This window comes from Flagellimonas pacifica, assembly GCF_900215465.1.
GTDB classification, from domain to species: Bacteria; Bacteroidota; Bacteroidia; order Flavobacteriales; family Flavobacteriaceae; genus Flagellimonas; species Flagellimonas pacifica.
Genome location: NZ_OBEH01000005.1, coordinates 73,404 through 92,409 on the forward strand (window position 1 = coordinate 73,404; position 19,006 = coordinate 92,409).

Sequence of the window (19,006 nt, forward strand, 5' to 3'; positions counted from 1 at the left end):
GTATTTCACAACATTCTTTTTTATATTAAGTAGTACAATTCCTACTTTTAATTCATAATACTCTTATTATGAAAGGAATTGTTTTTACAGAGTTTTTAGAAATGGTTGAAGCTACCTATGGATTGGAGGTTGTGGATATCATTATTGAAAACTGCGATCTTCCTTCTGGTGGAGCTTACACTTCTGTAGGTACGTATGATTTCAACGAAATGGTAAGCTTAATTTCTGCATTGAGCAATACCACCGGTATATCCCAACAAAATCTGCTATACTCATTTGGATATTATTTGTTTGAAGGTCTTGTGTCTGCACACCCAGATGTAGTTTCAAGTTATAAAAACCCGATTGGCCTTTTATACTGTATAGAAGATCATATACATGTACATGTTAAAAAACTCTATCCAGACGCTGAACTCCCCAAATTCAAAATTCTTTCCAGAACCGATAATTCATTGGAAATGATTTACAGTTCTTCACGTGGGTTGTACGCTCTTGCACATGGTTTGATCGTAAAGACATTTGAGCATTTTGAAAAAGTAGTAAAAGTGGATTATAAATTATTGAATGAAAGCGGCACAGAAGTCAGGTTCGAGATTGTCCAAAATGGATAATAACCAAGTTTCCATATTAAAACGTGCATTGGAACGGGAAAAAAAGGCCCGTAAAACTGCTGAAGGTCTTTTGGAAAGTAAGGCCAAGGAATTGTATGATGCCTCTCTTCATCTAAAGGAAGCCAATGGACGCTTAGAAGCTTTGTTGAACAATAAGGGAGATCGAATTGATAGTGCTTTTATCAATATAATAGATCCCTACGTGGTTATGGATATGATGACCAACGTAATCAACATGAATGCTTCTGCAAAGGAGTTTTTGGGTTATGATCATACCAAAGAAAAGGTAAACCTATCCAATTTGGTTCACCCAGATTACTTGGAGTATACAGCAGAATCTTTCAAGACCTTAATGCAGGTTGGAATACTTAATAACTATTCGGCCAAAATAATTACCAAAACCCATGGAGAGAGATTCGTTAACATAAATGCAAGCCTTGTTTACAATGAAAGTGGAAGTCCTATTGCGGCCCAAGGTGTAATTCGAGATATTACCCAGGAGGCTGAGATTCGAAAACTCTTGGAAAATCAGAAAAAGCAACAAGACATAATTGTTGAAAATTCCTCTTTGGGGATTCTGTTGATTGTAAAGGATAAAATAATAAAGGCTAATAAGTCTTTTGTAGAACTTTTGGGATATTCAGAGCTAGAACTTAAAAAACTGTCAATTAATGATATCTCTTCATTGGAGGATAGCAACCTATACGAGAATTTATTACAGAAAAGTTTGGAGAATGATTCCAAAAAATTCTCAATAGTCCGAAAATTTCACAAGAAGAATGGAGACACTTTGTATGGTAAAACCTCCATGAGCTCCTTAATGGATTCAAGTGGAGATATAGAATATAGCGTTGCCATGATTGAGGACATTACTCATGAAAAGATTTCTGAAGAAAAACTAAGGGCTTCTGAGGAGCGTATGGCCACCTTGATCAAGAACTTGCAGACTGGGATCCTATTGGAAGACCAGAACAGAAAGATTGTTTTGGCCAATCAAAAATTTTGTGACCTGTTTGGCATTCCAGTATCTCCAGATGTTTTAAAAGGTGTTGATAGTGGAAAGTCTATCCATAAGTATAAAAACATGTTCCTAGAGCCAGAGATGTCAATGAAAAGAATAGACCATGTTGTGAAAAAGAAAGAAGTTGTCACAGCTGATGAAATGGAACTTTTGGATGGGAGAACGTTTGAACGAGACTACATTCCTTTATTCAATAATGACGAATACCAAGGGCATTTATGGAGTTATAATGACGTAACCCTAAGAAAGAATTATCGGAAGAATCTTGAAATACAGAAGGAGAAGTACAGTAGCATAATAGCGAATATGAACCTTGGATTGGTTGAGGTTGATAGTGATGAGAACATTTTGATGGTCAATCAAAGTTTTAGCGATATGGTTGGTGTTCCAACAAAAGATTTAATTGGAAAACATGCCAAAGAGGCCATCCACATTATTGAAGAAGATAGGGAAAAATTGGAACTACATACCCAAAAAAGAAAAGAAGGGGTTTCAGATTCGTATGAGGTAGCGGTAAAAATTGGGAATGGTGAAAAACGATATTGGTTGATTAGTGGAGCTCCCAGATATGATGATGCTGGAAAAATTATAGGCTCCATTGGAATCCATCTGGATATTACCGAACAGAAGAACCTTGAACTTCAAAAAGAAGATCTATTAAAAGAATTGGAAGCAAGTAACAAAGGCTTACAAGAATATGCGCATATTGTTTCTCATGACCTTAAATCTCCTTTAAGAAGTGTAAGCGCATTGGCCACTTGGCTGTATGATGACTATAAAGATTCTCTAGATGAAAATGGTAGGTACAACTTAAAAATGATGCAGGAAAAAATTGAAGGGATGGATAAGTTGATAACAGGGATTCTTAAATATTCTACCGTGAACAGTGATACCTTGGATAATACCAGTGTGGATATAAATGAGGTTATTCGAGAAATTGAGGAGATTATTTATATCCCTGAAAATGTAAAGATAAAAACCAAAAAGAAATTGCCATCCATTAAAGCAGATAAGACCAAAATTCATCAGTTGTTTCAAAACTTTTTGAGCAATGCAGTTGTGAATATTGATAAAAAAGATGGATTGGTAGAGATAGATTGTAAAGAAAATAAAACCCATTGGGAGTTTAGCATAAAGGATAACGGTGTCGGTATCCCAAAAGAATATCACGAGAAAATTTTTCAAATATTCCAATCCATTGGTAGTAATGAACGTTCCACTGGAATTGGACTTTCCATAGTCAAAAAAATTATTGACAGATACCACGGAAAAGTTTGGTTGGAAAGTGAGATTGGAGAAGGAACAACCTTCTATTTTACATTGCAAAAAGAATCTAAAATTAAGAAAACATGAAAGTAAATCAAGCAAAACGCCTTAAAGGCGGAGAATGGGAACTTATAAAAGACCAACCGTTGAAGGAACCATTGGTATTGATATTTGGGGACAGATATCTCTTAGAATCAGAGAAAATATATGATGAGGTGAGAGAACTATATCCTGATGGGCATTTGGTTTTTGGATCTACCTCTGGAGAGATTATGGAAACCAATGTATATGAAGAGAGTATTGCTATTACGGCAATTGAATTTGAAAGGACAAAGTTTGAAATTGTAAGCGAAAATGTATCCGATTATGTGGATATAGAAAAGATGGGGTTGGCTATTTCAAATCAATTCAATGCCAAAAAATTAAACCATATGTTCATTGTTTCAGATGGTAGTTTTGTAAATGGTAGTGGGTTGATTGATGGACTTGAATCGGCTGAAGGATTTGAGGCTTCCATTACAGGTGGTCTGTGCGGGGATGGAGCCAGATTTGAAAAAACACTTACTTCATACAACGAAAGTCCAAAACAAGGAGAGGTTGTGGCGATTGGGTTTTATGGCGAAGATTTGGAAGTGTCTTATGCCAATTTTGGTGGTTGGACGCCTTTTGGTCCTGAAAGGACAATTACCAAATCTGAAGGAAATGTACTCTATGAAATTGACGGAAAACCAGCCCTTGATTTATATAAAAAATACTTAGGAGATAAAGCTGATGAGCTTCCGCAAGCAGCACTTCTATATCCATTAACTGTTCAGCAGAATGATGAATCGGAGCCACTGGTACGTACAATTCTTAATATAGATGAAGATGCCAATTCCATGATTTTGGCTGGGGACATGCCATTAAACTCTAAAGTGCAATTGATGATGTCCACAATGGATGATATTGCGGAAGGAGCTTCCAATGCGGCAGAGTTGGCCATGAGGGACAGAAAAAGTAAACCTGAACTGGCCATATTGGTAAGTTGTGTAGGAAGAAAACTGGTACTTGACCAGCGTACCGAGGATGAGATTGAAGAAGTAGCTGATATTATCGGAAATCAGGCCATGATAACGGGGTTCTATTCTTATGGAGAAATGGCGCCATTTGCAGGCAAGAATGAATGCCAATTACACAACCAAACCATGACCTTAACATTATTGAGTGAATAAATGCATTCTTTACTTAAAAGACAAATAAAGAAGTTTTTACCCAAGGAATTGGCAGAACATCCAGAGTTAGAGGTGTTTTTTGATTCCATTAGTAAATCGTATTCAGATTTTGATGAAAAACTGAAAATGATTCAACGGGCCACGTCTTTAAGTTCAGAAGAATTGTACGCTGCTAATTTGCAATTGAACAAGGAGGCGGAGAGCCAACGAAAGGTATTGAAATCCTTAAGTAGGGCAGTGGCCTCCATGCAGGATAAAACCAGTGATCGGTTAAATGGTAAGTTGGATGTAAACCCACAAAAATTGGTAGAGGATATTGAGCAACAAGCACATAAACTTGTTGAGATTACCGCTGAAAAGGATATGCTCCTAAAGAATTTAGAGCAGCAGAACGAATCACTGAACAATTATGCCCACATGGTGTCGCATGATCTAAAATCCCCTATACGTAATGTACACTCTCTGGTAAGTTGGGTGTTTGAGGACGGACAAGAAGGGTTTAAGGAACAGAGTAGGGAGAATGTGCAATTGATTTTTCAGAATTTATCAAAAATGGATAGCCTTATTGATGGCATATTAAGACATTCAACTATAGATTCTATTCAAGAAAGTGCAGTAATAATTGATATTAACCAATTGATTGATGAAATAGAACAAACTATATATGTTCCGGATAATATAACTATAAAGAGGAGTAAAAAATTACCCAAACTTTTTACTGGAAAATATAGAATAGAGCAGTTGTTCAAAAATTTAATTACAAATGCTATTACCGCTACAGAGCATAATCCTGATGGTTACATTATGATCGATGTAAAGCAGGAAAAAGATGGATGGTTGTTCAGTATAACCGATAACGGAAAAGGAATTCCAAAGCATTTACAAACTGGGATTTTTGGAATGTTTAAAAAATTGGAGAACAACTCTGGAGCTACGGGTATTGGCCTTGCTCTGGTAAAGAAGATCATTAACTATTATAAGGGGGACATCTGGCTATCTTCTGAAGAGAATATGGGAACCACGTTCTTTTTTACAATTAAAAACAAGTATAATGGCTGAAACACCAAACCTTGACTATATAAAAGAGATTTCTGGAGGTAATGAAGAATTTGAAAAGAAATTCTTGACCATTATCCAAACGGAATTTCCAAAGGAGAAGAACGATTATATTGAATATTTGGAATCCGAAAATTTGGAGGAATCTGCAAAAATTGTTCATAAGATAAAGCACAAGCTTGGGATTTTAGGACTTACAAACGGTTACAAACTTGCCGTTAAGTTTGAAGAAGATCTTAAGTATGGAGATACAAAGCTCAAAGAAGAGTTTCATGAAATATTGCAATCCGTTGAGGAGTTCATTTTAAAAATAGCCTAAAGTGAGATGTATTATTGTAGACGATGAATCAAGTGCTAGGGCCATTGTTGTGGAACTATGCAAAACCATTCCCAACATGGAGGTGGTTGCCGAGTTTCCAAATGCGCTGGAAGCCCTAAAGTTTTTAAAACACACCTCGGTCGACCTCATTTTTTTGGATATACATATGCCAAAACTTACGGGCGTTGACTTTATTGAAATGGTTACCGACCCTCCTAAAATTGTATTGACCACATCCGACAAGGACTTTGCAATTGAAGCCTATGGTTATGAATTTATTGTGGATTATTTGGTAAAACCAATAACCCAGGAACGATTTCAAAAGTGCGCAACAAAGTTGGAGAATGCCTTTAACAAATTACCATTGGAAAAGGTGGAAACCAATACAGGGTTAAATGAGGACGAAGATTTATATATCAATATAGATCGACGATTGATCAAATTGAAATTTAGGGACATTCAGATTATTGAGGCCCAAGGCGATTATATTGAGATAAAGACGCAAAAAGAACGATATAGAGTGCATTCCACACTTAAAAAAATAAAGGAAAAACTTCCAGAATCCAGATTTCTTCAAATACACCGGTCGTTCATCATAAATTTTACGCAAATAATAGATATACAAGACAACAGTGTGCTAATAGAGCGTAATGTGATACCAATAAGTAGATCGAATAGACCAGAATTGATGCAACGATTGAATCTTTTATAAAAAGAAAGAAAAATACTACAATTTAACAATTATTTTACGTTACTATATATGAGCACTTTTATGAAAATGTTAGGACGATGAAATAACCAATTAAATCTTTTAGCATATGTCATTGGAAATTAAAGAGAAACACGGAATATTTGAAATCTTGGGAAAGGTAACAACGCAACACGTAGGTGCATTGAATTCATACTTTGATTCTATTTTGGAAAGACGGGATAGTTTTGTGGTAAGTTTGGAAAAAGTTACTGTACTAGATTCTGGAGCGGCACTTTTTTTTGAGAAACTATATAAAAAGTCTGTAAAACAGAATAAAGTAATCTCATTAATTGGTAGACAAAATTCAAGTGTTACTGAAATTCTGAATGCTACAAAGACTAATTACATTCTCAGTTCGGACCGAATATAAAAGATTTGAAAAAGAGTAAAAAGCCCGCCTTTTAAAGGTGGGCTTTTTGTTTTAAATATTATCTGATAATCAATCGATGTGTTTCCGAGTTTTCCCCTGTAATGATTTTTATAAAATACAGCCCGGATCGGTAACTTTCAACATTAAAGGGAGTGCCCATGGTGTACTTACCTTCATAAATTAATTTTCCATTTAAATTGATAAGCTGAATAGTTGGATTTTCAATAGAACTATTTTTCAAATAGAATGCGGATTTTGTTGGATTAGGATAAAAAACTGTCGTTTCAAATCTATTGGGTAGCACATCAATCAATTCTGGCTCATCAGGAATTGCTGCTCGTAATGGTGTTCCTCCTGAAACCTGATATTCATATGCCCCAATATCAAAAGTAGAACCAGAAGGCCGGGAATCATTTTCCAAATCAAAAGTCACTCCCCAAGATGAAACATTGGATCCTGCATCCACAACATCAGAAGTTTGAGAGCTGGGACTGTAATCATCATTCAAAATATCGGCTAACCCAAGCGTATCCATTTGTCGTGTCATAATATTGGAATAAATATTGGATAGCAAACTATCGCGGGCCGACCTATCGTTAAAGTCAAAATAGCTTTCTTGATTTTGTTTCCAGGTATTACCACCTTCAAAATCATTGCCTGGATCCACGATCAAATTGTTTACAAAATAAGAAGGAACCTCATCCTGTGAAGCATAAAGTTTGGTCGGATCGTTTGTCTCTGTGATTTTGGTGTTGTAAAAAGTACCCGAATTACCAGGTTCAATAATGGTGTTGTTCAAAACATAATATCCTTCGTTGATATCATCAAATTCATGCCTGTTGTGCATAAAGATTCCATGAAAATCTGGCCTCACGATTACATTGTTATAAACTTTGGTCCCACTCTCTGCGCTAATAAACTGTATTCCCTGTCCATTTCCACTAGACCCGTTGATCATAGTATTGTTGTATACTTCGTAGATTCCACCACCTATACTCATGGCGAAATCCTGGTAGTATACATTGTCACGGCCATAATTACTTATGTAATTATCCCTTATTTTTCCATTTTCGCGTACCAGATTCAATTGAATGCCATCCCAATCCACATCCTCTATAACATTATGGTGTATATCCACGTCTTCAATCCAATGCCCGAAAATTTTGGTGCCGTTGCAACTTCTATTTGAGTTGATTTTATATCCCCCAGTGAACCCAACATAAATACCCTCACCACCAGTATCATGAATGTAGTTATGGTGAATGTTGAGGTTTTCCAATACAAAACCATTTACACGCCAAGTGCCTGGGTCGTTGCAATAAGGATCCGTTTTGGCCATAATTCCTGCAAAACCGGCAGATGAAATTTCAATATGATCTATTTCGATGTCCGTACTGAAGTTTTCTACATAAATTCCAACCGCATGACTTCCAGTACCAGCTATTTCAATGCCATAAGTATGGGAAGAATCCCCCGTTCCGGTCAATCTAATGAACTTACTTTTTTTAAAGGAGATTCCGGTATAGACACTCTCATCTAAAACTACCTTTCCGCCACAATTTTTAATGGTGAGCGGTTGTGTAGCTGTACCTTCAAAATCATAAAACCGAATGCCGGCATAATTCCCTGCTGGAATGCAAATGGTGTCTCCAGGAGAGTATGTTATTTGTGAAGCCCAAATAAGATTGAGAGATGTTGAAGAAAGCCCGGATAAGGTGACATCACAGTTACAACTCTGCGAGAATGTAACTGTTGCCCATAAAAATGGGACTAAGAGTAAAAATCTACTTTTCATATTATAGTGTTTGAGGTTATTTACATGACCTATTTATTAAATGCCTGCATAGCATCAATAAGTTTGTGGGGGAAAAAGGTGGGGATGGCTTAAAGATAGTTATTTATGTAAGATAAATCTTATAACTTCTGTAAAATCAGTATTTAGCAAACATTCTGAATGTTGTTTTACAATATCTATGTCACATCTATTATAGTCTTGTACTGGTATGTATAAAAAGGGCATTGCTTTTCATGAGTATACAAGTAAAACTTGTGTCTAAATTGAACCTCTTTGAGTTTCATATACATATATGATATATACACAACATAAATAAGAAAATACTTACAAAATATGTTAAAATTGCGTTTTGTATTTCAATAATACAGCTATAAATCACCAACTATGATTTTTAATTCACTTGAATTTGCCATTTTTTTACCTGTGATATTTATCCTCTATTGGTATGTCTTCAATAAAAACTTGAAACACCAAAACTTATTGATCTTGGCATCTAGTTACTTGTTTTACGGATGGTGGGATTGGAGGTTTCTTTCATTAATTATCTTCAGTACAGTTGCCGATTATTTAATTGGGTTGGCACTGATAAAGAAAGAAAATCAAAATACCCGAAAAGTACTTTTATGGACCAGTATTTTGGTCAACCTTGGTTTTTTGGGCTTCTTTAAATACTATAATTTCTTCTTGGATAACTTTGTGTCAGCATTCACCTTTTTTGGGAGTGAGCTGAACGCCAATTCTCTGAACATCATTTTACCGGTAGGAATCAGTTTTTATACTTTTCAGACACTAAGTTATTCCATTGATGTATATAAAAGAAAGCTGGAGCCAGAGCAAGATTTTGTTGCCTTTGCCGCTTTTGTAAGCTTTTTTCCCCAGCTTGTGGCAGGTCCTATTGAGAGGGCTACAAATCTTTTACCGCAATTTCCGGTCAAGCGGAAGTTCAATTACAACAAAGCTGTAGATGGTTTACGGCAGATTCTCTGGGGGCTTTTCAAGAAAGTGGTCATTGCTGATAATTGTGCAGAGTTTGCCAATATGATTTTTAACGGTTCGGAAAACTACTCAGGGAGCATGCTTGTCTTGGGTGCGCTGTTCTTTACCTTTCAGATTTATGGTGATTTTTCTGGTTATTCAGATATTGCCATAGGTACAGCTCGACTTTTTGGGTTTAATCTAAAACGCAATTTCGCATATCCTTATTTTTCAAGGGACATTGCAGAATTCTGGCGAAGGTGGCACATTTCATTATCCACTTGGTTTAGGGACTATCTGTATATTCCTTTGGGAGGAAGTAGGGGAGGAACCTCAATGAAGATCAGAAACACTTTTATCATATTCATTGTTAGCGGATTTTGGCATGGAGCTAATTGGACCTTCATAGTTTGGGGGGCATTGAATGCCATATACTTTTTACCCTTGTTGTTGACCAATAACAATAGAAATAATTTAGAAGTAGTGGCCAAGGGCAAGATGTTGCCTTCGGTAAAAGAATTGATATCCATGCTCACAACATTTTTGCTGACGGTCTTAGCGTGGATTTTCTTTAGAGCTGAAAACCTGACCCATGCACTTACCTATATCTCAGATATATTTTCAAGTTCCCTTTTTACGATGCCTGAGTTTGATAGATACTTCGGTTTCAAAGTGGTTTTAATATTTGTTTTGTTGACTTTCTTTTTGATTATCGAATGGATGGGTCGTGAAAATGAATACGCCATTGAAGGGCTGAAAGTGAAAATGAACAAAAGGGTTTATCGCTGGTCGTTTTATTTGATCATTTGGAGCTTCATCTTCATTTTTTCTGGCAACGAACAGGAATTTATCTATTTCCAATTTTAAAAACACCAACATGAAAAGTAATTTGATAAAACAAGTTTTGGCTTTTTCTGCAATTTGGTTTTTTCTAATGTACCTTATATGCCTTTTTTTACCATTCCATTATTTCAACGCGGAATACCCCATGTGGAAAAGCAAAATGGAGGTCATGGAATCCAATAATACCTTTAGCAACCTTATAATAGGTGATAGTAGAGTGGTTGCAGGGGTCAATCCTGATGCATTGGGTTCCAATTACTATAACTTGGCTTTGGGCGGAGGTACCCCAATGGAAGGGTACTATTCTTTAAAGCAAATGCTCAATTCTGGTAAAAAAGTGGATACTATTATAGTTTCCTATGCGCCGCTACATTTTGAACAATCTGAGATGTTTTGGGATCGACAGGTAAAGTATAATTTCTATGAGTTGGATGAAATTGAGGAAATCTTTAATGAGTTGAATACAGAAAATGAAACCTTTTGGGAATATGAAGGAGATAAAAATTTTGAAGAATCGGAGAAAGGTTCGTTGATGAGAAGGGCCTATAAAACCTATTTCAAATTTCCTACAGAACTAAGAACGGAATTGAGCAAATCATTTTTACTTAGGGGATACACCAATTATGCCGTTTATAACGAAATAAAAAATAGAAGAGGATGCTTTGACTTTGGAAGAGCAGATTTTTCCAACGATTTGAATGTTGAGGCAAATCGGGTTCAATTTGTGCCAAAAAAAGTCTTGGTTTCCTCGTTAGAGAAAATGTTTGAATTGGCTAGGGAGAATGACATTATTGTTATGTACACCTCGTTGCCAATGAACCAGACTTCATATAATGCCTTGCATAGCGAATATAGAAATGGGGTAGAACAAATGAACTCATATTTAAAATTGAAACATCCATATGTTGAGTTTGTCAACCCAGCTTTGGTGTTCTATGATGACACTTATTTTGGAGATGCCTCTCACTTAAACAAAAAAGGAAGGGAAAGATTCACTTTTGAATTGAAACAACTGGTCACTAAAAAGCTTTTCCAAGTGCAAAATTCGTTAACAGGACTGGAATTTCAGGAATAAGATATTTTTTGTTTTTAAGAAAGAATGTGCCATATCATTGAATATGGCTTTTTTATGGCTTTTTCTCCCAAAACAATACAATATCACAATTAAAAGCCCTCACCACATAAAGCTCGCCTTTTACAACATTCAATTTATATAAAGTAATACAAATCCTACTTTTAATCAATAATAATTACTACAAAAACAGATATCATGAAAATTCTAGTAGTAGATGACAAACAATCGCTGAGTGAATTGGTAGCCCAATTTTTGGGGCAATCCCATTCCGTAACAACAATGGAAAATGGTTTGGCAGCCATTTCATGGCTACAGGCCGGAAATTTACCAGATTTGGTAATCACCGATCTTGAAATGCCAGAGATGGATGGATTTGAACTTATCCGAAGAATCAAAGAATCAGGGGTTTTCTCTGATATTCCGATAATCGTTTTAAGCTGTAGGGATAGTAGTTCCGATAGAGTGGAATGCCTACGATTGGGTGCAGACGATTACATCGTAAAACCATTTAATCCTGAAGAATTGATGATCAGGGTAGATAAGCTGTTAATTAGACAATAGCATGGAAATACTTACAAAGAAAAAAACTAGGATAGTTTATCTAGGATCTAATAAAAGATTTGCAGATGAGTTTCATCGCTTTTCTGAGGAAGTTGAGGTCAATGCTTCGCAAAATGGAGTGGACGCTATTAGATGGCTGCATCAAAACTGTGATTTCAAGGCCAAAAAATGGATAAACGCACACCTAGCTGTTGATGCAATTCTTTGTGAGCGAAATATTCCATTGAAAAAGTTAAACGAGTTTGAGGAATATTTCGAAGAAGTGTTTGACCCAGCTCGAAAGATTCCTTTTGTGCTCCTTAGTGATAAAGTTAGCAAGGAAGATAAATTGGAAGCCCTTGAACGTGGGTTTGATGATATTTTTATCCACCCCATAAGCTTTGAGCAGGTTCTGGAGAGAATAAACTTTTTGAAAGACCTTAAATCCAACCTTCGAGAACAAAAAATCTCTTCAGGTAAAGAAGGAATCAAAGAGTACAAAATTGGATTTTGGAAAAGAAGCTTTGATATTGCCGTTGCTTCAACGGTTTTGTTACTGGCGTCACCCTTTTTGTTATTGGTTATTTTGGCAATTCGCATGGAATCAAAAGGAAAGGTCTACTATATCTCCAAAAGGGTTGGAACTGGGTATAAGATTTTCAATTTTTTAAAATTGAGATCTATGTATCCAGATGCGGACAAACGTCTAAAAGAATTTCAACATTTAAATCAATATGTGCACGACGAGGCTGAAAAAACCGAATCTGGCACTTCTCAACAGATTTTACAAAAAGGCACCACTTTAATTGGAGATGATACCGAGGTGGATGAAGTTATGCACAATGAAAAAAGAAAGCAAAGTGCAAAAAGTGCATTTGTGAAATTTGATAATGACCCTAGGATAACAAAGGTTGGAAAGATAATAAGGAAGCTGAGCATTGATGAATTGCCACAATTGATCAATGTGTTAAAAGGAGACATGTCGATAGTTGGCAACAGGCCGCTGCCATTGTACGAAGCTGAGATGCTTACCACAGATGAATGGACGGATAGATTCAATGGTCCGGCAGGGATTACAGGACTTTGGCAAGTAGAGGCTAGGGGACGGTCCTCTAAAATGTCGCCCGAGGAACGAAAGCAACTTGATATTAAGTATGTGAAATATGCAAACAGCAAATATGCATTCTTAATTGATATGTGGATTGTGCTTCGAACATTTAAAGCAGTTTTCCAAAAAGAAAATGTATAACAATGAGAATGAAGATTATTGCAATTACATCCTTGTTGTTATGCAATTTTGCCATTGGACAGGAAATAGATGAGTTTATAGCCATTAACCTTGAAAAGAATGATATTACCAAGGTTCTTCCTCCATTGGACAGCTTAATTGGTCTGGCACATGGGAACTCACCAGAGCTCAAATATAGAGATGCCGATCAAAAATATTGGAAAGCTAGACAACGCTTGGCACAGACCAGATGGCTTGATTACTTTTATTTAGAAGCAGTTTACAGTTATGGAGTATTCGATAACTTAACTGCATCCCAATTATCAGGAGCCCCACAGGCAAGTCAAACACTATTTTCAACAAAACAGGATAGATACACTTTTGGGCCTTCCTTGAAAATTCCAATATCTGCAATCCTCAACAGAAAAAACACTATTAGATCGGCAAAGGCAGAAGCTGAAAGATCGGTATATGAAAAAGAAATTGACAAAGCTCAACTTCGTGAATTGGTCATAACAAGGTATAATGCCCTGATCAAGGCACACAGATTACTCTTTGTCTATGGGTCCATTGTTGATACATACAAAATTCAATCTCTGAGAGCGGAAACTGAATATAAAAACGGAATCATTTCTGTTCCAGAATACACAAGGCTCACCCAAATGCTTAATGAAGCCATTGTTGCTCACGAAGCTCAAAAATCAGAATTAAGTCTCGCCATTCTTCTTTTAGAAGAAGTAGTTGGGATTAAATTGAATATATAGCATGAAATTTAATCTGCTGTTTTTTGTAAGAATCCTGCTCCGTCATATATGGTTGCTCATATCAGTTCCCATTTTGTTAGGGGGCCTGGTATTCTTTCTAACTAAAAACCAGCCTAAGGTATACGATTCAAAATCCAGGATTTTTACAGCATTTGCAACTGGATCTACCATTGAATTGGATAATACAAAGTTTGATTATAGCAAGACCAATATTGCTTATGACAATCTTTTGAATCTGATAAAATCGAGAACAACTCTGGAAACGGTCGCACTCAAGCTATTTGCGCAACACATGCTTTTGGATAGCGCAGATGTTCGGATTATATCTGGACAAAAGTACGATGAGTTAATGGAAATTGTTCCTGAAGATGTACATGCACTGGTGGTCAAGGGTGATTTGCAAAAAACCTATGAAAATTTCTTGGCATACAAAGAAGAAAGTCACGACAATTTTATCAATGAGCTATTGAACCTTGAACATCCCGATTACAGTGTAGGTAAAGTATTGGAAAAAATAGGAGTAAGACGTATTTCCATTAGTGACTTTGTTGATATTACTTATCAATCTGAGGATCCCGGAATTTGTCAGAATACCTTGTTGATTTTAACCGAAACTTTTATAAAGGCCAATGCCGATATAAAAGCCAACCAATCAGATGCGGTTGTAAGTTATTTTGAAACTCAGTTGAATAGAACTACTGATCAATTGAACGCGGCAGAAAAAGAATTGCTGGATTTTAACAAAGGCAACAAAATCATGAACTACTATGAGCAAACCAAACAATTGGCTTCACGTAGAGAAAATTTTGAGTTACGATATCAAGAAGTGCAACAACGTTACCATGCTGCCAAAGCAGTTTTGCCCGAGCTTGAAAAGAAATTGGGAACACATGAGAAAAAACGATTGCAAAGCAAGCGAATTTTAGAGTTAAGAGATGAGTTGGCAGCACTGAATTATACCATTTCCATGAAAAGTTTAGATCTCTCCAGAGATTCAACCATTCAGGCTTCAAATGCAAAAAAAATAGTAGAGTCTACTAAAAAACTAAACGCCATAAAGGCAGAACTCAAACAGGCTGTAGATACAGTTTTTGTGGTAGACCATGATAAAAATGGTGTGGCATCATCAAGTATTCTTGGCGATTGGTTAGAGAATACCATTACCTATGAAGGAGCTAAGGCCGAGCTCCAAATTTTGGATAAAAAACGCATAGAATTTGACGAATTGTATACTTGGTATGCTCCCTTGGGCGCCACAATGAAAAAATTGGAGCGAAAGATAAATATAGAAGAGCAGGAATACCTTAGCCTCTTACACAGCTTGGGGTTGGCCAAATTAAGACAACAAAATGTGGAATTACAATCCAACCTGAAAATCACAGAAGCTCCTTTCTTTCCCATAAAACCTAACCCTAGCAAGCGAATTATTTTGGTAATAGTAGCTGCGGTCTTTGGTTTCATTCTGGTGGCAATAACCGTTTTGGTGCTAGAATTTTTAGATGGAAATCTTAACACGGCAAAAAGAGCCGAGGAAAAAATAGACTTAAAGGTATCTTCTATTTTTCCTGTGATTTCAGAAAAAAACAAGAGTATAGATTATGAATACCTGACCAACAAAGCGGTAAATGCCATATCAAAAAATATGATCCTTAACCAGTTTAAGAAAAATCAGGAAGGTCCAATAGTCAATATGCTTTTTTCTACGCAAGAAAATGAGGGAAAATCATTTATCTGTGAACATTTGGTGGCCAAACTGTGTGAGCTTGGGTACAAGATTCTGCATATTACATATGATCCTTATGAGGTTGAAATGGCACATCAACGAGATACCGCTATTTCGTATGTGGTCAATGACCAATATGAGATTGAAGTTATTGATGAGCGATATAATCATGCAATGAATGAACTTGGCATTGAATTTCAGGTTCAACCGGTAGATGACAACTATGCTCAGATTGTCTATGAAGTTACTGATAAGCTATACAAAATTTCAACTATCGAGGAGTTTGACAGTACCCATCGAATTTTGGATTTTAACTTTTTCGATTTTGTAATTCTAGAGTTACCCAGCATTATCAAGAATCCGTTTCCTGTGAAATTGGCCTCAACCATTGATTTTTCCTTTTTGGTGGCACGTGCAAACCGACCATGGAGCAGCGCGGATGCCAATGCATTGAAAGTGTTCACAGAAGCCACAACTGGTCCTGAACCCACAATAATTTTGAATGGAGTGAAAGTACTTGAAATGGAAACTGTTGTGGGAGATTTGCCTAAAAAGCGCTCGAGATTTAGAAAATGGATGAAGAATTTAGTGCAACTACGGTTTTTTTCAAAAAAATCAATAGCATAATGTTAAAGAAATTAGGGAACATAGTACGAGAAAAAAATATGAGCTCATTGATGACCAATGTGCTGATAGCAGCTCTAGGCTTGTTCAGTTTTATGTTGTTGACCCGACAATTAAGCAAAGAGCTGTTTGGTGATTGGGTCTTGTATGTGACCTTGGCAACTTTTGTAGATCTTTTGCGATTTGGATTAACACAGACTTCATCAGTAAGGTTATTATCTGGAGCAAAGCAAGAGGACTATAAAAAATTGATGGGTTCCAGCTTTAAGATCAATCTTAAGCTACTTGGAATAATAACCCTGGTTTGCTGGAGTTTGTACGCTTTGGTAATAGCAGGAGATTTTCAAATTAACTACGGATATTTTCTCTTTTTGACTTGGTATCCCATCTTGGCTTTTACGAACTTAAGTTGGAATAATGCTATGGCCCTCTTTCAGGCTAAGCAAGATTTTAAGGGAATGATGTATGTACGCCTTTCCAATATTGGATTGTTTGTTGTGTTCCTGGTTTTCAATCATTGGTTGTTACATTGGGGGATATTGGAAATTCTCTGGGTACACTTGGTGGTGAATGTCGTATCTAGCGTTTGGTGTATTGTAAAAAAATGGGATGGTTGCCTTTATCTAAAACATGCGGAAAAAAAAACCACAAAAGAACTTATCAATTTTGGAAAATATTCAATGGGAACCCTTGTAGGGTCAAGCCTTTTGAAGAGTGCGGATACTTTCATTATTGGGATGAGCCCAATTTTGGGCTCGGCAGGTATTGCTATGTATGCAATTCCTTTAAAACTCACCGATTTGTTGGGTATCCCATTGCGAAGCTTTACCATGACGGCTTATCCTAGAATGTCTAAAAAGTGCATTGATGGTGATATGCAAGGAGTTCGTAAAACGTTCTACGCATATTCGGGGGCCATTACCTTATTATTTGTCCCAGTGGCGATAGTTTGTTTCATTTTGGCAGAAGAACTAGTACTTTTTTTAGGGGGGAATGAATACATTGAAGTATTGCCCCAACTAACATTGATCTTTAGGATTTTTACCCTATATACTTTATTGTTGCCTATTGACAGGTTTACTGGAGTGTTGCTGGATAGCATCAACAAACCTAGATTAAATCTGAACAAGGTTATTATTATGACCCTTGCCAATATTGTGGTGGATTTAATTGCGGTATTCGTATTTGAATCATTGGCTTTGGTTGCCGTAGGAACCGTGATTTTTACCTTGATAGGAATTTTTCTAGGATTTTATTATTTGCGTCGTGAGATTCAAATTCAGTCCAAACGCATTTTTCCTGAAGGGATACTTTTTTTCAAAAGCCTTAATACCTATTTGGCGCCATGAATCCATTTGAGCGAACATATGGTCAAGACTTGTTGAAGAAACCTCTGCCTATTCTTACGTTATTTTCTTTGGCAATAGCTTCTGCCTTGCTCATAGCATCAAAAGGGATTATAGCAGGGATTGGCATTATTGCATTTCCTTTGGGAATGTTATACGTAATCAACCTATTTCTTAGTCCAAGAATTGGCATTATAACCATTATAGCTTTTAGTTTTTTTGTTACTGGAATTTCAAGATACCTTCCAGGTACATGGGGTTTAATGATAGATGGGCTGTTGTTTATGATGTATATGGCTCTTTTTTTTAAAGAGTTTAGAATACGTTTGCCATGGAACAATGCTCGTTCACAACTAACAGTTTTGGTAAGTATTTGGTTTGGTTACGCAATGATGCAGGCTGTGAACCCTGAAGCCGTAAGTATTGAAGCTTGGTTTTATGCTATGCGAGGAATAGCTCTCTACCAATGGTTGATTATTCCGTTGTGTTTTATCCTTTTCAATCGCCCCAAGGATATGATGATCTTTTTTATGATTTGGGGTGTGATCAGTCTCTTGGGAACTTTTAAGGGAATCTTACAGATGACCCTTGGTGTAGATTCTTTTGAACAAGCTTGGTTGGATGGAGGGGGTGCGGTAACTCACATACTTTTTGGAAAACTTCGAATCTTCTCATTTTACTCAGATGCAGGTCAATTTGGGGCATCTCAAGGGCATACCGGGGTTGTATTTGGTGTGTTGACTTTGTTTATAAAGAATAACTTTAAGCTAAGAGCTTTTTTCGGATTTGTGGCAATCATGGGACTTTATGGTATGCTAATTTCAGGTACGCGAGGAGCTATTGCCGTACCGGCTATGGGTGGAGTCATGTTTATCATTGTGAGAAAGCATATTCCCAGTATTGTGTTGGGCGCTATGGCAGGAGTTGCAATATTTGTCTTTTTCAAATACACTACTATTGGGAACAACAATGACCAGATTCGAAGGATGCGAACTGCATTTGACCCTAATGATGCATCCCTGCAGGTACGCTTGGAAAATCAGCGAAAACTATCCGGGTATTTGGCGTCCAGACCCTTTGGAGGCGGAATTGGTTCTACAGGTAACTGGGGACAACGATTTACACCGCATACCTTTTTGGCCAATACAGCCACTGATAGTTGGTTTGTGGCGATATGGGCAGACATGGGGATTATTGGTTTATGGTTGCATTTATTCATTCTATTCTTTGTTTTAATCACAGGAGCATACAATTGTATGTTCAAAATTCGAGATGATTGGTTAAAAGGACAGATAACGGCATTGGTTTGTGGCATGGCCGGAATCATGTTGGCCTCATATGGTAATGGGGTATTTGGACAGTTTCCCACTGGGATTTTAATGTATGTGGGTATGGTTTTTATCTTTCTGTCCCCAAAATGGGACAAGAAAATCCAGCAAGAAAAAGAAGAATTGGAACAAGAAGAATTGGCTCTAGCAGCGTAAACAA

Annotated in this window: 16 protein-coding genes; 15 read left to right on the top strand and 1 reads right to left on the bottom strand. The window is 36.7% G+C overall.

Annotated elements, in window-relative coordinates; genetic code table 11:
- The first annotated feature begins 68 nt into the window (after nucleotides 1–68).
- From CRO15_RS15225 to CRO15_RS15255, 7 genes are all read left to right on the top strand, one after another.
- Complete coding sequence (locus CRO15_RS15225; RefSeq protein WP_097046719.1) at nucleotides 69–611, top strand: heme NO-binding domain-containing protein; 543 nt, start codon at nucleotides 69–71, stop codon at nucleotides 609–611.
- Nucleotides 565–2,985 carry a PAS domain-containing sensor histidine kinase gene (locus CRO15_RS15230; RefSeq protein ID WP_243396988.1) on the top strand — a complete coding sequence of 807 codons (2,421 nt, stop codon included), beginning with the start codon at nucleotides 565–567 and terminating at the stop codon, nucleotides 2,983–2,985. The genes CRO15_RS15225 and CRO15_RS15230 overlap by 47 nt, the downstream gene beginning before the upstream one ends.
- Complete coding sequence (locus tag CRO15_RS15235; protein ID WP_097046721.1) at nucleotides 2,982–4,109, top strand: FIST signal transduction protein; 1,128 nt, start codon at nucleotides 2,982–2,984, stop codon at nucleotides 4,107–4,109. Before CRO15_RS15230 ends, CRO15_RS15235 begins: the two co-directional genes overlap by 4 nt.
- Nucleotides 4,110–5,168: a sensor histidine kinase gene (locus tag CRO15_RS15240; protein WP_097046722.1), complete on the top strand. Its 1,059-nt coding sequence runs from the start codon at nucleotides 4,110–4,112 to the stop codon at nucleotides 5,166–5,168.
- Nucleotides 5,161–5,484, top strand: coding sequence for an Hpt domain-containing protein (locus tag CRO15_RS15245; protein WP_097046723.1), 324 nt, complete (start codon nucleotides 5,161–5,163; stop codon nucleotides 5,482–5,484). Before CRO15_RS15240 ends, CRO15_RS15245 begins: the two co-directional genes overlap by 8 nt.
- Before the next feature lies 1 nt (nucleotide 5,485).
- Nucleotides 5,486–6,196, top strand: a complete 711-nt coding sequence (locus tag CRO15_RS15250; protein ID WP_097046724.1) for a LytR/AlgR family response regulator transcription factor — start codon at nucleotides 5,486–5,488, stop codon at nucleotides 6,194–6,196.
- A gap of 106 nt (nucleotides 6,197–6,302) precedes the next feature.
- Nucleotides 6,303–6,605 carry an STAS domain-containing protein gene (locus CRO15_RS15255; RefSeq protein WP_097046725.1) on the top strand — a complete coding sequence of 101 codons (303 nt, stop codon included), beginning with the start codon at nucleotides 6,303–6,305 and terminating at the stop codon, nucleotides 6,603–6,605.
- Between the two features lie 58 nt (nucleotides 6,606–6,663).
- Here the strand turns inward: CRO15_RS15255 and CRO15_RS15260 are convergent, their stop codons facing one another.
- Entirely contained in the window at nucleotides 6,664–8,400 is a 1,737-nt protein-coding gene (locus CRO15_RS15260) for a T9SS type A sorting domain-containing protein (RefSeq protein WP_097046726.1), read from the bottom strand.
- A 384-nt stretch (nucleotides 8,401–8,784) separates the two neighbouring features.
- Between CRO15_RS15260 and CRO15_RS15265 the strand changes: the two genes are divergently transcribed.
- The 8 genes from CRO15_RS15265 (at nucleotide 8,785) to CRO15_RS15300 (ending at nucleotide 19,002) form a co-directional block, all read left to right on the top strand.
- Complete coding sequence (locus CRO15_RS15265) at nucleotides 8,785–10,242, top strand: MBOAT family O-acyltransferase (RefSeq protein ID WP_097046727.1); 1,458 nt, start codon at nucleotides 8,785–8,787, stop codon at nucleotides 10,240–10,242.
- 145 nt (nucleotides 10,243–10,387) lie between these two features.
- Nucleotides 10,388–11,293, top strand: coding sequence for a hypothetical protein (locus tag CRO15_RS15270; RefSeq protein ID WP_133067257.1), 906 nt, complete (start codon nucleotides 10,388–10,390; stop codon nucleotides 11,291–11,293).
- Between the two features lie 195 nt (nucleotides 11,294–11,488).
- Nucleotides 11,489–11,854: a response regulator transcription factor gene (locus CRO15_RS15275; protein ID WP_097046729.1), complete on the top strand. Its 366-nt coding sequence runs from the start codon at nucleotides 11,489–11,491 to the stop codon at nucleotides 11,852–11,854.
- A 1-nt stretch (nucleotide 11,855) separates the two neighbouring features.
- Nucleotides 11,856–13,082, top strand: a complete 1,227-nt coding sequence (locus CRO15_RS15280) for a sugar transferase (protein ID WP_097046730.1) — start codon at nucleotides 11,856–11,858, stop codon at nucleotides 13,080–13,082.
- Between the two features lie 8 nt (nucleotides 13,083–13,090).
- Complete coding sequence (locus CRO15_RS15285; protein WP_165769969.1) at nucleotides 13,091–13,825, top strand: TolC family protein; 735 nt, start codon at nucleotides 13,091–13,093, stop codon at nucleotides 13,823–13,825.
- Between the two features lies 1 nt (nucleotide 13,826).
- On the top strand, nucleotides 13,827–16,175 hold the full coding sequence (locus CRO15_RS15290; protein ID WP_097046732.1) for a GumC family protein: 2,349 nt from the start codon (nucleotides 13,827–13,829) through the stop codon (nucleotides 16,173–16,175).
- Nucleotides 16,175–17,521: an oligosaccharide flippase family protein gene (locus tag CRO15_RS15295; protein WP_165769970.1), complete on the top strand. Its 1,347-nt coding sequence runs from the start codon at nucleotides 16,175–16,177 to the stop codon at nucleotides 17,519–17,521. The genes CRO15_RS15290 and CRO15_RS15295 overlap by 1 nt, the downstream gene beginning before the upstream one ends.
- On the top strand, nucleotides 17,518–19,002 hold the full coding sequence (locus CRO15_RS15300; RefSeq protein WP_097046734.1) for an O-antigen ligase family protein: 1,485 nt from the start codon (nucleotides 17,518–17,520) through the stop codon (nucleotides 19,000–19,002). Before CRO15_RS15295 ends, CRO15_RS15300 begins: the two co-directional genes overlap by 4 nt.
- Nucleotides 19,003–19,006 lie beyond the last annotated feature (4 nt).